We start from the raw sequence: 15,802 nt of genomic DNA, 5'->3' as shown, positions 1-15,802 counted from the left end.
CCCGGCTTACTGCTTGTTTCGAGGCGCGCATTCTACAGTGAATCGCTTGCCTGTCAACTGCTTTCTGAAGAATTTTGAAACTCATTTTCTTCAGCGCTTTCAAACAGTTATCTTTCGATTCCTCAGCCGCCTCAGCGGTGCCCCCCTCGAAAGAGATGCGCATTCTACAGACCTGCCCGAGGGTGTCAACGGCGATTCTGAAAAAAACTCAAAATCGCCCCAAATCGATCAGACAGTAATCAGAACCCGGGCGATCTTCTTCTTGCCAGCCTGGATTACGCAATCATCGCCTTCCACAAACATCCGATCGCCTTCGAATTTCTGACCATCGACAAATACCGCACCACGCCCCAGGACATCCCGGGCTGCCGCGCCGTTCTTGACCAAACCCGCCAGGCGAAGCACCGCCGCCATCGGAATCTCGGACTGACCCTCTAAAGGCACTTCGACAGTCGGCACATTGTCCGGGATCTCGCCGAGCGCCACTCGGTTACCGGCGGACTTGTGGGCAGTGCGAGCTGCCTCCTCATCGTGGAACCGGGCAATAATCTCTTCCGCCAGCAACTTCTTATAGTCCTGCGGGTTAGCACCATCGGCGACAGCCTTACGGAACTCCTCCACCTCTGCAAGCGGCCGGAAGCTCAACAGCTCGAAGTAACGCCATAGAAGATCATCCGGCATGGAAAGCAACTTGGTGTACATCTCACCTGGCGAGTCATTCACGCCCACATAATTGCCCAGAGACTTGGACATCTTCTGAACACCGTCGAGCCCCTCCAAAATCGGCATGGTAAGGATCACCTGGGGCGATTGACCGTAATGCTTTTGGAGAATTCGCCCCATCAGAAGATTGAACTTCTGGTCGGTCCCGCCCAGCTCAACATCGGCCTCCATGGCGACAGAGTCATACCCCTGAACCAACGGGTAAAGGAACTCGTGAATCGCAATCGCCTGCTCGGCGCGGTAGCGCTTGGTGAAGTCATCCCGCTCCAGCATTCGCGCAACGGTGTATTGCCCGGCAAGCTTGATCATATCGGCGGCGCTCATCTTACCCATCCAGTCGGAATTGAACATGACGCGCGTTTTCGCGGGATCAAGAATCTTGAACACCTGCTCTTTATAGCTGACCGCGTTCTCGGCGACCTGCTGCTCTGTTAGAGGAGGACGCGTGGCGCTTTTCCCGGTGGGGTCACCGATCATTCCGGTGAAATCTCCAATCAGAAACATCACCTCGTGACCAAGATTCTGAAACTGCCGCAGCTTGTTAATAAGAACGGTGTGCCCAAGATGAAGGTCCGGCGCAGTGGGGTCGAAACCCGCCTTAATCCGCAGCGGACGACCTTCCTTCAATTTTTCGATGAGCTCATCTTCCGGAATGAGTTCGTCTACGCCTCGCTTGATTATCGCCAACGCTTCATCAATGGATGCCATGAACAACACGTCCCCGCTTTGATCTTGGAAAGATTCTGTCAGTTACAGAGTTCAACAAAAGAAATCTGTGAGTTACCTGTTCCCCTGCTACTATATGCTGACCAGATTTTGGCCAACACCGACTTTGCAGGGCGGCGTATTATAACAACGCTGTCAAAAGAAATCCGGAGGATGGAGCAGCAACCGTAATGTTCCACGCTGTCCCGCATGCATTTTATACGGTAATCTGTTGGACTATACTTGAACAACAGCTTTAATTAGGTAGTACAAGCTGCCGTAATACCGATTAAAACGGGTGCGATACGTGCTGAAAATGTTTCCTAAAACTCACATTACCATTGCTGCCGCGGCTACCGTTGTTGTTACCGCTGCCATTCTCATGAGCCCCAGCAGCAACGTTGAAGCCAAACGGATGTCCTATGCCCTGGATCTGGAGCAAGGCACCGTTTCCGAAACCGGCGCAGCGCCTGAGCAAGCAATGCCGACAGAGGCTCCCGTTGCGGACACCCAGCCGAAAGCGCCTGAATCCGATGTCCTGACAGAGGCTACGCAGCAGGCAAGCGTTTCCGCTCCCGAGCAACCTGTCGCTCCGAAGTTGCCGGAAATTGAATGGCAAACCTTCGCGATCAAGTCTGGTGACACGCTGTCCTCCCTGTTCAAGAAAGCTGGCTTTAACGACGGCATCATGCTTTCGGTTATTCATGGCGACGGAGAGGCCGAAAAACTCCAGCGCCTGTACGCCGGCGAAACCATTCGTTTTGCGACAACCGAAGACGGTGGGCTTGCTGCCATCGACTTGCAGAGAAACCGCCTGGAAACCCTGAAGATTACCAAAGAAGGCGAAAGCTTTACCGGCGAAACCGAAGTTCGCAAACCGGAAGCGCGGCCAGCCTTTGCATCAGGCACCATTGACGGCTCCCTCTATCTGGCTGCGCGCGAAGCGGGCCTCAACGACAGCCTGACCATGGAGCTGGCAGGCATCTTCGGCTGGGATATCGACTTTGTCTACGACGTCCGGAAGGGCGACCAGTTCGAAGTGGTTTACGAAGAACTCTACCTAGACGGCGAAAAGTTCGACACCGGCCGGATCCTGTCTGCACGATTCGTTAACCGCGGCGAAGAAAACCTCGCACTGCTTTATACCGACAGCAATGGCGACAGCGATTACTACGCTCCCGATGGCAAAAGCATGCGCAAGGCATTCCTGCGAACCCCCATCAATGCCCGGATTTCTTCTCCGTTCAACCTTCAGCGCCGCCATCCCGTTCTGGACGTAGTACGTCCGCATGAAGGCACCGATTACGCAGCGCCTCCCGGAACTCCCATCAAGGCGGCAGGTTCCGGTCGGGTGAAATTCGCAGGCTGGAAAGGTGGTTACGGACGAACTGTCATCCTCCAGCACGGCGACAACATCACCACGCTGTATGCACACATGAGCCGCCTGGGTAAAGGCATCAAGAATGGCACCCGAGTCAAGCAGGGCCAAACCATCGGGCATGTTGGTTCATCGGGCATGGTAACCGGACCTCACCTGCACTATGAGTTCAGGCTGAACGGGTCGCCGCGCAACTCCCGCACGGTCAAGTTGCCGGACGCCAAGCCCATTCCGTCTTCCGAGATGGCCCGATTCAAGCAATTCACCGAACAGCGAATCGCGCAGTTTGACGTGTTCCGCGAGAGCTATCAGCAACTCGCACTGGCTTCAGACGACTGAGAAACAAATGGAAGCCTGGATTGGGTTGATGTCGGGCACCAGCATGGATGGCATTGATGCCGTGCTGGTGTCTTTCCAGAACAACACCGTACATATCCACGCCTCGCACACGACTCCCTACCCCGATCAAATTCGCCACCGGCTGCTGGCCGCCAGCCAGAATCACGCCGCGCCTGACGAAATCGGTGAACTGGATACCCTGGTCGGCACCCTGTTTGCCCAGGCGGCGAACGACGTTATTCAAACGTCCGGCTTTGACCGGGCGACAATTCGCGCCATAGGCAGCCACGGACAAACGCTTCGTCACCAGCCTTCCGGCACAGCACCCTTCTCGATCCAGATTGGCAATCCTTCCGTGGTATCCGAAGTCAACAACATTACGACGGTCGCAGATTTCCGGAGACGGGATATGGCCGCTGGGGGCCAGGGAGCGCCGCTGGTTCCAGCCTTCCACAAGGCATTTTTCAGCTCGGAGACAGAGAACCGCTGTATTCTTAATCTCGGCGGCATTGCCAATATCACCTGGCTCCCGGCCAGCACCACCGCGCCTGCAACCGGTTTCGACACCGGCCCGGCCAATGCACTGATGGATGCCTGGTGCCTGGACCAGACCGGGCTTCCGTTTGACAGCGACGGCCATTGGGCGCGCGAGGGATCGGTTAACGAGGAGCTTCTCGAGGACATGCTTTCCGATGCCTACTTCTCGAAGGCACCCCCGAAAAGCACGGGGAAAGAGCGGTTCAATCTTGACTGGGTCAAAACACTGGTAGGTCGCCACCCTGAGATTCCGACCGAGGACATTCAGAGGACCTTGCTGCAGCTGACCGTCAACAGCGTTGTTAACCAGCTGCCTGAAACCAAGGATGTTCGGATCTACGTATGTGGCGGCGGGGCGCGAAATCCACTCCTGATGGAAGAGCTCGGCAAGGCTCTGCCGGAGGCCAGCCTGTCACTGACCTCGGAACTGGGGGTCGACCCTCAAATGGTGGAGCCTGTGGCGTTTGCCTGGCTGGCAAAACAGGCTTTCGAAGGTAAGCCGGGAAACCTTCCTGACGTAACCGGCGCGGCCGGCCCTCGCATTCTGGGTGCTATCTACCCGGCCTGAAATCTTTTCGGATCAGAGATCAGATAGAGAAGGAACTGCCACACCCGCAGGTGGAACTTGCATTGGGGTTCTGGACCACGAACTGTGAGCCCTGCAGGCCTTCCTGATAATCAATCGTAGCGCCCACCAGATACTGGTAACTCATCGGATCCACCAGAAGAGAAACGCCATCACGCTCGATCACGGTGTCCTCCTCATCCTGGCTTTCATCAAACGAGAAGCCGTACTGAAATCCGGAGCAGCCCCCGCCCGTCACAAAGACGCGGAGTTTGAGTTCGGGATTTTCTTCTTCCTCGATCAACTCACGTACTTTGGCAACGGCACTGTCACTGAAGAACAGCGGTGTAGCTATTTGTTGCTGAACTGCGCTCAAGTTCGCCTCCGGATTATCGTGAACAACTCAGGCGATTATGGTATTCCTGACTAAAACAATCAACTATTCGGACTTTCCACCATCGTCCGCACCGCTGGGCTCCCCTGCCGAATCGCCAGCGGAAGCCTGCTTTTCACCGGACACGGCGGCTTTGGAATCCTGGGATAGCAACCCTACCGGCTCCCGCTGATGCACCAGATTTCCGTTTACAGACGCCCCCATCGCCATTTCAATGAGGTTGTAGTAAACGCTTCCATTGATAGAGGCTTTTTCCGCCAGTTCAAGATGTGCCGAGGCGTAGACATCACCATTCACGGTTCCGTTGATAATGACGTGCGGCGCATTGATATCACCCGTCACTTCGCCAACTTCTGAAATCCTCAGTACCGCGTCGGTGCCCTCATCGGCAACGACCTTGCCACGAATCCGGCCATCCACGTGAAGCCCACCGCTGAAATGCACATCGCCTTCAACCGTCGTACGGGAAGAGATCAGGGTGTCAAAATGGCCCGTGGGCCGGCGCGGCTTCTGCTTTTTCTTGCCAAGCATGTCAGTTCTCCGTTAAATCGTCCCAGTTAAAGGTGCGCTCGGCTTGCGAGGATTTTTTTCCCTCTGCCTGGGCAACCACCTGGATCTCAAGCGGTTCAAATTGTTCCGGCAGTTTCAGGGAGCCTTCGACATCCTGAAAGTACCGGAAACGGAATTTCACACCGAGATCGGCTATGTCCTCCGAGAGATCACGCAAGGCGATGACCTCTTTTTCCTCATCCCGCAAACCAATGACATTGACTGCCACCACACCGGAAATGTAGCTCTTGTTGTTGCCGACCTGGGTCAGCACCAACTTGAAGTCATAACTGTCCTGATTGCGAGCCCGAACCAGTGAAAAGCTGTCTACCTGAAGCCCCTTGCTGGTTTCCGACGGAGCCATGATGTTTTTATAGAAAGTCAGGTCCGATTGCAGTGACACAATGCGGGTTTCCAGATCCACAATGGTTTTTCGCGCCTGGTTCAGGGCCTGCTCGTCAATCGCCTGACCACGCTCAAGGTTGATCAGCTGCTGCCGGGCCTTGCGATAATCATCCCGGAGCTTCTCGACCTCGTTTTCCAGCACCTGGTTCGACTCCTCGGCACTGGAAAAACGGAACCCGCCCTGGGCGAGCCCGGCGGCATACCCCACGACCGCAGCTACCACGGTAAAAACCAGAAGGATGGCGGTTCTGCGCAGGCGATAACCCGGTCGATGCCGGATGACCACATACTCTTCAGCCGGCTTTCGCTGTTCGCTCACAATCTTCCCTTGGGTATCAAGGCAAAAGCGCCGGGGCCTCAAGCCCCATGGTTTCTTTCAGGCCAAACATAATGTTCATATTCTGGACCGCCTGCCCGGCCGCACCTTTCACCAGGTTATCAATGACGGAAGAAACAATAACAATGTTGCTCTGTTCCTGCCTGTGCAGTGCCATGCGACACTGGTTCGCCCCACGCACGCTCCGGGTTTCCGGATGGCTGCCGAAAGGCATCACATCGACAAAAGGCTCGTCATCAAAACGCTGCTCGAACAGGGCCTGGAGCCGATCAAAGTCCGCCGGATTTTTCAGCTCGGCGTAGAGCGTCGCCTCGATGCCGCGGATCATCGGAATCAGGTGGGGCACGAACGTCACACCCACATCCCCGCCAGCAGCACCGCACAAACCCTGGCGGATTTCCGGCAGATGACGATGCCCCGAGGCGCCGTAGGCTTTGAAGCTTTCACCGATCTCCCCGTGGAGCATGCCGATCTTGCTCTGCCTGCCCGCGCCGCTGGCGCCGGACTTGGCATCGGCGATCAGGCGCTTTGGATCCACCAGTCCCTGCTCCAGCAACGGGAGGAATCCCAGCTGAACTGCAGTCGGATAGCAACCCGGATTGGCCACCAGTTGAGCAGTGCGGATTTCATCACGCACCACTTCCGGCAAACCGTAAACCGCCTTCTCCGCCCACTCCGGGCTCTCATGGGCCATGCCATACCAATTGGCCCAGACATCCAGATCTTTAAGACGGAAATCGGCGGACAGATCCACTACACGCACGCCCGCGGACATAAGTTCCGGCACCATCCTCATGGCCACGCCATGGGGCGTGGCGAAGAACACCAGATCGCAGGCCCCAAGCACATTGACGTCCGGCTCTGAAAACGCGAGGTCGTAATGGCCTCGCAAATTGGGGTACATCTCCGCAACCGGCATGCCCGCTTCGGAACGGGAGGTAATGCAACTGACCGAAACTTCAGGGTGAACCGCGAGGATTCTCAGCAGTTCCACACCGGTGTAGCCGGTGCCTCCAACGATGCCTACTCTAATCACCATTTTCTCCAGCGACGTCGTATCAGAATTAAGAGCTTTGACGCCGTAGTCTACCATGATAAACCAATGACTTATTGCAGCCCTCAGGGCGACCGTTACAATGTTGTCAGAATCTTTCTGACAGTCCACCCAAATCCACCGGAACGCTGGCCTCATGCAGAAAATCTGGCACCAGATTACCGAGCATCTGATTCCTGTTTTCCGGCGCCGACTGTCCGGTGTTGATGCATTGCCACAACTGGCCGTACTCGGCCTGTTATCCGGGTTGATTACCGGCGGCGTGATCCTGGTTTTTCGGCTGGCTATCGAATGGCCGCTTGAGCATTTCCTGCCCGGGAATGGCTCCGAATCCTTCGAACAACTGGACCTGATTACCCGCGGGCTCCTGCCTCTGGCTGGCGCCCTCGGTCTGGGGCTGCTGATGCATCGTCTGGCCACCCATGACCGCAAGGTCGGGATTGTGCATGTGATGGAACGCCTGAACTACCACCAGGGCTACATTTCCATGCGCAGCGCGATCGTGCAGTTCATCTCGGGCGTTGCGACCGTGGTCAGTGGGCAGTCGGCCGGTCGTGAGGGGCCTGCCGTGCACCTGGGAGCGGCTTTTTCAAGCCTGATGGGCCAGTGGATGCGGCTTCCGAACAACAGCATCCGGACACTGGTGGCCTGCGGTTGTGCGGCCGCCATTTCAGCCTCTTTCAACACGCCGATCTCCGGCGTCATCTTCGCCATGGAAGTGGTGATGATGGAATACACCATTGCGGGTTTTACACCGATTATCCTGGCCTCTGTCAGCGCTGCCATCGTTACTCAGGCGGTCTATGGCACAGAGCCGGCCTTTAACGTGCCGGCGCTGACCATGAACTCGCTAACGGAAATCCCCTGGATACTCGCCATAGCGGTGATTATCGGCATTTCGGCCGCGCTGTTTATCCAGCTGGTTGACACTATGGGCAAGCATCACCACCGCCCAGTGCTGTTGCGCATCACGTTTGCGGGTCTTCTGATGGTGCCATTTGCCATTTTTATTCCGGAAACCATGGGTATCGGTTACGACACCGTCAACGAAACCATTAACGGCGAACTCGGGTTCTGGCTCCTGCTCGGAGCCGGGGCCGCCAAACTGGTGATTACATCGCTCTCCATCGGGCTGGGCATGCCAAGTGGCGTGATCGGCCCCACCCTGTTTATGGGGGCAACCCTGGGCGGCGCCATGGGGCTGATTGGCGCCCAGATCATGCCGGAGCAGGCTTCCTCTGTTGGCTTCTACGCCATGCTCGGCATGGGAGCCATGATGGGCGCCGTACTGCAGGCGCCACTCGCCGCCCTGATGGCATTGATGGAGCTCACGCGTAACCCCAACATCATCCTCCCGGGCATGCTGATCATCACCACCTCGAGCCTGGTGACCAGCGAGGCGTTCGGAAAGAGGTCACTGTTCCTGACCATTCTCAAGAACCAGGGGCTGAGCTATCAGAATTCCCCGGTTATACAGGCCCTGCGACGAGTGTCGGTTGGTGCCATCATGGACCGCAGCATACTGCGAACTGAACGCCACCTGACGGTGGAAGAGGCCCGCAAGGTTCTGAAATCCGAGCCAAAGTGGCTGGTGGTTGAAGGCAGTAGCGGCCCCACTGCATTGTTGCCGGCCGTGGATCTCGCCAGATATCTGGAGGACACCGAAAAGCTGGTGGCCGAAGAGGAAATCGAACCGCCGGAGTCCATTGATCTGATGGACATCCCCGCGAACCGTCGAGACGTTGCCCCCGTGCAGTACCAGGCCACTCTGGAGGAAGCGTTAAACCAGTTCGATGCAACCAATGCCGAGGCCCTGTACGTACAACGTCACGTGGCGCCCATGATCCAGCGGGTTTATGGCGTGGTACTGAAAGCCGATATCGAGAGTTACTACCAATACCGACGGAGCTGACGAATGCTGTGGGTGAAAGCCTTCCATATTATTTCACTAGTGTGCTGGTTCGCCGGCATTTTCTATCTGCCCAGACTGTTCGTCTACCATGCCGCCTGCGAGGATGAGCCTGGTCGTGAGCGTTTCAAGATCATGGAGCGCAAGCTGTACCGCGGCATTACCACGCCGTCGATGATCGCCACCGTTGTCTTCGGTGTCTGGCTGATCAGTTACAATGCCTCCGGCTATTTCAGCCAGGGCTGGATGCATGCCAAGCTGTTTCTGGTTGCCATTCTGATCGTTTACCATTTCTATTGCGGGCACCTTGTAAAGGTCTTCCGGGACGACCGGAACACCAGAAGCCACGTGTTCTACCGGTGGTTCAACGAACTGCCGGTGCTGATTCTTCTGGCCGTTGTTATCCTGGCTGTTGTCAAACCGTTTTGAGGAGCTGAGTCATCAAACGCTACACCCGACCACAGGTTCTGATTCTTTCCGGCCTTGATCCGTCCGGCGGCGCGGGCATTCAGGCCGACATCCAGGCCGTCACCTCCCTTGGCTGCCATCCCTTGCCGGTTCTTACCTGCCTCACCGTGCAGGACACCCGTAACGTGTATGGCGCCGAGCCCGTATCGGCAGACCTGATCCGAAAACAACTCCAGTGTCTCGCCGATGATTCCCCGATTCATGCCATCAAAACCGGTGCCCTGGGCAATGCTGCGTTGGTGGATGTGCTCGTGGATTTCATCCGTGAACATCCGGGCATTCCCGTGATTACCGACCCGGTGATCAAAGCCGCAGGGGGCGGTGATCTAGCCGACGACGAACTGGTCAGCGCGATGAAGGAGAAGCTCTTTCCCGTGGCCGAAATGATCACGCCCAATGGCGTCGAACTGGCCATGCTCGGCAACAGTGAAGACGCCGATCAGGCCGCCGACAATCTGCTGAAGGGCGGCTGCGAATCCGTGCTGGCCACTGGTGGACACGGCACCGGCATTCACATTATCAACACGCTCTATAACCACGCCCCGGAGCCCATGCGCTGGGAAATTGAACGAATCGGTGGTGAGTACCATGGCACCGGCTGCACCCTGGCAGCGGCCATTTCTGCCGGCAGAGCCTCCGGGCTGTCGCCCCGAGCCGCCATTTCCCAGGCCCAGAACTACGTTCATCGCGCCATACTCCACGCTCTGGAAGTCGGTAAAGGCCAGCCGGTGCCGGATCGAGGTATTCTGTGGGAGCGATGAGTAAAGGGCTGCGCCCGGGGCTCTACGCCATTACCGACAGCGTACTGACACCACCCGAAACACTGATCGAATCGGTTGAGGCTGCGCTTCGGGGCGGCGCGGTCATGGTACAATATCGCGAAAAGAGCGCGCCGATGGCTGAACGGATTTCCCAGGCGGTCAGTTTGCAGGCTGTATGCCGAAATGCGGGCGTTCCGTTGCTGATCAACGACGATCCTGATCTCGCGAAACGGGTCGGGGCTGCCGGGGTACACATGGGTCAGACGGACGGCTCAGTGGCAGCGGCCCGCCGCCTTCTCGGTGATGAGGCCATAATCGGCATAACCTGTCACGCCGATCTCGCACTTGCACAGGCTGCTCTGGGGGCGGGCGCGGACTATCTGGCGTTCGGGCGATTTTATACGTCGTCGACCAAACCCGGCGCCCCGGCAGCGCCTCCCGGTGTGCTGACCGACGCGAAGCGTTTCGGCCTCCCGATCACCGCCATCGGCGGGGTAACCACAGACAACGGCGAACCTCTTATCCGTGCCGGGGCCGACATGCTCGCCGTGGTAGGCGGCCTTTTTGGCGGCGACACACATGACATTGAGATGCGAGCCAAAGCGTTCGAGCGCCTGTTCGCAAGCCATCATCCACTTTTTTCACTTCCGGAATAACAGGAGCCCAGATCCATGACGCACTCCGAAACCCTGTTCGAGCAGGCCCAGAAATACATCCCCGGTGGCGTGAATTCTCCGGTCCGGGCCTTTCGAGGCGTTGGCGGCACGCCGATTTTCTTCAAGCACGCCCAGGGCGCCTATCTTTACGACGAAGACGATCAGCGCTACATCGATTACATCGGCTCCTGGGGCCCCATGATTCTTGGCCACGGTGACCAACGCATCAAAGACGCCCTGCATGCGCAGGTTGATCTGGGCGTTGGCTATGGTGCGCCGACCGCCCTCGAAACCGAGATGGCCAAGAAAGTGTGCGAACTGGTGCCATCCATCGAACTGGTCCGCATGGTGAATTCGGGTACCGAGGCCACCATGAGCACTGTCCGCCTGGCGAGGGGCTACACCGGTCGCGACAAGATCGTGAAGTTCGAGGGCTGCTACCACGGCCACGTGGATTCACTGCTGGTCAAAGCAGGCTCCGGCGCCCTCACCCTGGGCGTGCCGAATTCCCCGGGCATCCCCGCCAGCCTGGCTGAGCACACCATCACGCTGACCTACAACGACATGGACAGCGTTCGCGAATGCTTCCGGGAGATGGGCGACCAGATCGCCGCGATTATCGTAGAGCCGGTCGCTGGCAATATGAACTGCATTCCACCGGTCCCAGGCTTCCTGGAGGGGTTGCGGGAAGTGTGCGACGAGCACGGCACCGTGCTGATCTTCGACGAAGTAATGACCGGGTTCCGGGTTTCCCTTGGCGGCGCGCAGGGGCTGTATGGCGTAACCCCGGACCTCACCGCACTGGGCAAGGTGATTGGTGGCGGACTTCCGGTCGGCGCCTTTGGCGGCAAACGGGAAATCATGGAACACATCTCACCATTGGGACCGGTTTACCAGGCAGGCACCCTGAGCGGTAACCCCCTGGCCATGTGCGCCGGCCTGACGACACTGAACGCAATCTCCGAGCCCGGTTTCCACAACCGGCTGACCGAGAAAACCAATGCCGTTCGCGACGGCCTGAAAGAAGCCGCTGACGCCACTGGCATCCCTTTGACGGTCCAGAGTGCCGGGGCCATGTTCGGATTCTTCTTTACCGAGGAAAGCTCTGTTACCCGCTTTGACCAGGTGATGGGCTGTGATGTCGAACGGTTCAAGAAGTTCTTCCAGGGCATGCTTAAAGAAGGCGTATACCTGGCACCATCCGCCTTTGAGGCTGGCTTTACGACAGCGGCACTGTCCGAACAGGACATCGCCGATACGGTAGCGGCGGCCAAAAAGGTCATGGCCACGCTCTGATACTTCCGCTGTCCCCATCGCTGCCCCGCAGAACATGTCCTGCGGGGCCACCGATGTGATGGGCATCACAGTTCCACGGCGAATACCCCTGCCTGGCCTCTTGTGCCGTTGACTTACCATCCAGCCTGATCAAATGTTGATCTAATCTCTACCGAGATGCTCTGACGGCACCAATCTAACAAACACAAAAATCAAGTCAGCGCACGGAAGCACTCGGTCTGCCTACAGGCAGATGCAGTACGAGCAGGAAGTCTCTGGAGCAACCCGTTAGGTTGAGCCGCAGTTTGAATAACAAACACAACATCAAACTGTAGGAACGACAATGAAACTCTGGATCCAAGCACTGGCCCTGGCCCTCACTGTGGCCTGGTCCGCCCCCTCTGCCGCCTGGTGGTGGGACTCTACCCCTTCAAACTACACCGATACCCGTTACCCGGTTGTGCTGGTGCACGGCATGTTCGGCTTTGACTCCATTGCCGGCGTGGATTACTGGTACGCGGTCGCGGAGGATCTCCGCAAATACGGCGCTGATGTCTACACCACCCAGGTTCCGGCCCTGGACAGCACCATCGCTCGCGGTGAAGCCCTGCTGCCGCAGGTACAGGCCATCGCCGCGGTGCATGGCAAGGTCAATCTGATTGGCCACAGCCATGGTGGCCCCACGGCCCGTTACATTGCCAGGGTACGGCCGGATCTGGTCGCCTCGGTAACGTCTGTTGGCTCGCCCCATAAAGGCTCGCCGGTCGCCGACCTTATCTATGGTTCCCCTGCCGAAAGCCTGGCAGCCAGTCTGGGTAATGCACTGGGCGGGCTGATCGACCTGCTGTCCGGTGGCGGTTACAACCAGGACCTGCGGTCCAGCCTGCAGTCCCTTACCACCCAGGGCAGCGCCGAGTTCAACAATTTTGCCCCTGCCGGCATTCCAACCACCGCCTGCGGTGAAGGTGCCTACTCGGCAAACGGCGTCCGCTTCTACTCCTGGGGTGGCACCGGGGTTCTGACCAACGTACTGGATCCGTCCGACGCGCTTCTCGGCACCACCAGCCTCGCCTTCGACTTCAGCCAGAACGACGGCCTGGTTGGCCGCTGCAGCAGCCGGTTTGGCAAAGTGATCCGGGATAATTACTTCATGAACCATCTGGACGAAGTGAATCAGGCCCTGGGTCTGCACAGCCTGTTCGAGACAGACCCGAAAGCGGTTTTCAAGCAACACGCCAACCGCCTGAGGAACGCCGGACTGTAATGGGTAGCCCGCCTTCTGGCTTTGCGTTGCAGAGCTAGAAGGCCCCTTCCAGGGTCAACATCAGCGTCTGGCGCTGATACTCATACTGCGACAGACTGCTTCTGTTGTCCCGAACCAGCCACTCCCCCCGGACCAGCCAAAGGCTGTCCAGAGACTTTTCCGCCAGCAATCCGATCTCCAGACGGTTATCTGTTCTGCGACCGCTCTCGCCTTCCCCGGACACCACTTGATGGGCGTCCCGGTATCGACTGTGGCGAACAGAGCCCATCGTTCCGAATACGATATCTGGCCGCCAGCGGTAGCGACCGGCAAACTCCAGTGTGTGGTGGGTAGGTGAGACACTGATAAACTCACTGGTTGTTTGCAGATCCCGCCGGTCATTGATTTCCAGTGAGTAGTCGCCGTCCAATCGCCAGGGTCCCAGGTACTTCCGCGCATGAACGCGTGCCCGATACCACTGTCCGTCATAGGCCTCGAAGCCTGAACCACCATTCACGGTAGCCGCCGCCAGGGCAACTCCACACTGATCCGGGGCTACGGGTAGCGAACACTCACGCCAACGATAAAACCCCTCGATGCCGTATCGGGTCTCAAGGGATTCGCTGCCAAACCAGGACTTCACCAACGACACCAGAGCGCCGCGCTCAACTGCAGCGAGGGTCTCAGACCAGGCCAGTCGTCCCTGCAACACCTGAGTGTCGTATTCTTCATCGGACGTATGTTCCCGGGAGTAGGCGGCAGCATCGAGGGCAAGCCGTGAGCGGGTGCCGACTGGCCGCTCGTAGGTTCCGGCAGCCAGCGCCTCGAGGAACACCCCACCTTCACTCGACGCCGTATCCTCGGGCAGGCCGGCAATATTGGAATCGTAACCGCCCGAGATACCCAGATAGCCGCGAATGGAGGGCTGACCGGCCGACGACGGAACTCCGCCGGCCAGTCTATTCAGTTGCGCCCGAGCCAGTGTCCGAATCTTATCCGGAGCGCTCTCGGCCGAGGCCTGCTCGAACCAGCGACGGGCTTCGGCAGACTCCTCCGTGGCAAGCGCGACCAGACCGAGGTTATAACGCGCGAGGGCGCCATTGGAGCCGTCGAGCAAGGAACGGAAGGCAGATTCAGCGGCGCCATAATCGCCCAGCTGGTAGCAGACAACACCGAGGTTATAGAAAAGCGAGGGAGATCTCAGGCCAGCATCAACGGCCCTCTGGAAGCGCTGTTTCGCGGCGTTCAGGTCTCCTGCTTCAAAGGCTTCAACGCCGGCACGGAAATCCTCCATGCCGGCTTCCGTTTCAGCCGCCTGAAGAATCATCGTGGGCATTAACAACAGGATCAGGGACAGGGCGCGCCAAAATACCAGCAAACAGGTTTCTCCGGATTAATCCACGCGGGGCAGGTCCGGTTATGTATCCGGTTTCAGCGATCCAGCCCTGGTGCATCCGGCAGCTCTGGGCGTTCCGGCCGCTCCGGTAACTCAGGCTTACCCTTGATCAGCTCCCGGGATTGCCTGGCTTTTTCGGACATGGACTCACCAAACTCGCGCCCCCTTTCTCGGGCTTCACTCGCCGTATCCAGCCCTCGAGAGCCAGACTCACCCGGATTCTCGGGTTTTTCGATAGCGCGGGGCAACTCGATTTCCCGCACGACCGAATCGGTGAGTTCTGCGTCGTCAGTCACCATTCGCATGGTAACATCCAGATCATCATTAGCCAGTGTTGTTGCAGGGACCCAAAACCCCAACATCAGCAATCCGACCAGCCTGGCACTCAATAAGAACCTGCAACCTGTCATGATTCGGGATCCTCGACCGGGCGTTGTGGATATTCGGGAATCGGGGCCCGAAAGGTTTTCTGGCGATCTCCGGTGTCCAGTCGGGCCACCAACTCACCGGCACCGGGAAAGAGGAGCTTCAGGGGCAGCGACAAAACGTTCTCCCCGGCATTCAGGCTCACCTGCCAGCTAAGCTCTCGCTGACCCGGCCAGGAGGCCACCTCCACATTGGGCGGCAGCTCCAGAGTCAGCGTGACATCTTCCAGGGCTTCACCGGAGTGGAAGGCAAGACGCACGAGTTTTTCAACCGGTTCGGCAATTCCGATTGCCGGTTCTTCAGCGGCACTGTCCGAGGACGCCGAGGACGCGACAACAGGCTGGGCGCTGTCAGTCACATCATCGGGCTGGAACAGAAAGCCCAGGCCGATACCCAGGGCAAGAGCCGCCGCAATGGCGCCACCCAGTGCCCCGTGACTCCATCCGGACTCCGGTTTCGCTTCGCCTCGGACAGAGGACAAAACACGGCTGTGAAAATCAGGAGAAGGCCCAGGGACTCTGAATTGCTCCTGCAACGCCCGGTTCAGAGACCGCTCCGAGGCAAGCCACCCTCTGCACGACGTGCAGGCAGCAACGTGCTCCTGCACCCGGTCACGGGCGGGGGCGGAAAGCTCATTGTTGATGTAGTCGGGTAGATCCACCCGGATTTCATTGCAGGACAT

The 15,802-nt window shown here is 58.1% G+C and carries 16 protein-coding genes; 8 read left to right on the top strand and 8 right to left on the bottom strand.

The window, feature by feature from the left end; genetic code table 11:
* Nucleotides 1-228: 228 nt before the first annotated feature.
* Nucleotides 229-1,431 (bottom strand): tyrosine--tRNA ligase, encoded by a 1,203-nt coding sequence (tyrS, locus tag AC13DD_RS03025; protein WP_092033786.1) that lies wholly within the window; start codon nt 1,429-1,431, stop codon nt 229-231.
* 304 nt (nt 1,432-1,735) lie between these two features.
* On the opposite strand from tyrS, the gene AC13DD_RS03020 reads away from it, so the two are divergent.
* Together AC13DD_RS03020 and AC13DD_RS03015 are read left to right on the top strand one after the other, a co-directional pair.
* On the top strand, nt 1,736-3,145 hold the full coding sequence (locus AC13DD_RS03020; RefSeq protein ID WP_008173144.1) for an OapA family protein: 1,410 nt from the start codon (nt 1,736-1,738) through the stop codon (nt 3,143-3,145).
* A gap of 7 nt (nt 3,146-3,152) precedes the next feature.
* Nucleotides 3,153-4,250 (top strand): anhydro-N-acetylmuramic acid kinase, encoded by a 1,098-nt coding sequence (locus tag AC13DD_RS03015; protein WP_008173145.1) that lies wholly within the window; start codon nt 3,153-3,155, stop codon nt 4,248-4,250.
* A 19-nt stretch (nt 4,251-4,269) separates the two neighbouring features.
* On the opposite strand, the gene erpA is transcribed toward AC13DD_RS03015, so the two are convergent.
* The 4 genes from erpA to argC form a co-directional block, all read right to left on the bottom strand.
* The gene (gene erpA / locus AC13DD_RS03010) at nt 4,270-4,623 is read right to left on the bottom strand and encodes an iron-sulfur cluster insertion protein ErpA (protein WP_008173146.1); all 354 of its coding nucleotides are present in this window, start codon (nt 4,621-4,623) and stop codon (nt 4,270-4,272) included.
* Nucleotides 4,624-4,686: 63 nt separating this feature from the next.
* Entirely contained in the window at nt 4,687-5,172 is a 486-nt protein-coding gene (locus AC13DD_RS03005) for a bactofilin family protein (RefSeq protein WP_008173148.1), read from the bottom strand.
* Nucleotide 5,173: 1 nt separating this feature from the next.
* Entirely contained in the window at nt 5,174-5,914 is a 741-nt protein-coding gene (locus AC13DD_RS03000; protein WP_014575940.1) for a DUF6776 family protein, read from the bottom strand.
* 16 nt (nt 5,915-5,930) lie between these two features.
* Nucleotides 5,931-6,968, bottom strand: coding sequence for an N-acetyl-gamma-glutamyl-phosphate reductase (gene argC / locus AC13DD_RS02995; RefSeq protein WP_092033803.1), 1,038 nt, complete (start codon nt 6,966-6,968; stop codon nt 5,931-5,933).
* Between the two features lie 154 nt (nt 6,969-7,122).
* On the opposite strand from argC, the gene AC13DD_RS02990 reads away from it, so the two are divergent.
* The 6 genes from AC13DD_RS02990 to AC13DD_RS02965 all read left to right on the top strand — a co-directional run bounded on the left by AC13DD_RS02990 (nt 7,123) and on the right by AC13DD_RS02965 (nt 13,319).
* Entirely contained in the window at nt 7,123-8,898 is a 1,776-nt protein-coding gene (locus AC13DD_RS02990; protein WP_092033784.1) for a chloride channel protein, read from the top strand.
* 3 nt (nt 8,899-8,901) lie between these two features.
* Entirely contained in the window at nt 8,902-9,324 is a 423-nt protein-coding gene (gene hemJ / locus AC13DD_RS02985; RefSeq protein ID WP_092033781.1) for a protoporphyrinogen oxidase HemJ, read from the top strand.
* 41 nt (nt 9,325-9,365) lie between these two features.
* Nucleotides 9,366-10,124: a bifunctional hydroxymethylpyrimidine kinase/phosphomethylpyrimidine kinase gene (gene thiD, locus AC13DD_RS02980; RefSeq protein WP_273070309.1), complete on the top strand. Its 759-nt coding sequence runs from the start codon at nt 9,366-9,368 to the stop codon at nt 10,122-10,124.
* The gene (gene thiE, locus AC13DD_RS02975) at nt 10,121-10,780 is read left to right on the top strand and encodes a thiamine phosphate synthase (protein ID WP_008173154.1); all 660 of its coding nucleotides are present in this window, start codon (nt 10,121-10,123) and stop codon (nt 10,778-10,780) included. Before thiD ends, thiE begins: the two co-directional genes overlap by 4 nt.
* A 15-nt stretch (nt 10,781-10,795) precedes the next feature.
* Entirely contained in the window at nt 10,796-12,076 is a 1,281-nt protein-coding gene (gene hemL / locus AC13DD_RS02970; RefSeq protein ID WP_474546646.1) for a glutamate-1-semialdehyde 2,1-aminomutase, read from the top strand.
* A gap of 322 nt (nt 12,077-12,398) precedes the next feature.
* On the top strand, nt 12,399-13,319 hold the full coding sequence (locus AC13DD_RS02965) for a lipase family alpha/beta hydrolase (RefSeq protein WP_474546645.1): 921 nt from the start codon (nt 12,399-12,401) through the stop codon (nt 13,317-13,319).
* Between the two features lie 34 nt (nt 13,320-13,353).
* Here AC13DD_RS02965 and AC13DD_RS02960 read toward each other — a convergent pair whose 3' ends face one another.
* From AC13DD_RS02960 to AC13DD_RS02950, 3 genes are read right to left on the bottom strand one after another with little or no spacing between them, the layout of a single operon-like run.
* Complete coding sequence (locus tag AC13DD_RS02960) at nt 13,354-14,676, bottom strand: tetratricopeptide repeat protein (RefSeq protein ID WP_474546643.1); 1,323 nt, start codon at nt 14,674-14,676, stop codon at nt 13,354-13,356.
* A gap of 53 nt (nt 14,677-14,729) precedes the next feature.
* Complete coding sequence (locus AC13DD_RS02955; RefSeq protein WP_092033775.1) at nt 14,730-15,104, bottom strand: hypothetical protein; 375 nt, start codon at nt 15,102-15,104, stop codon at nt 14,730-14,732.
* The gene (locus tag AC13DD_RS02950; protein WP_482930845.1) at nt 15,101-15,802 is read right to left on the bottom strand and encodes an anti-sigma factor family protein; all 702 of its coding nucleotides are present in this window, start codon (nt 15,800-15,802) and stop codon (nt 15,101-15,103) included. The genes AC13DD_RS02955 and AC13DD_RS02950 overlap by 4 nt, the downstream gene beginning before the upstream one ends.

It is taken from the genome of Marinobacter sp. L-13, from assembly GCF_056857715.1.
Note: the sequence above shows the minus strand (reverse complement) of the source record. Positions and strands in the feature narration are given on the sequence as shown.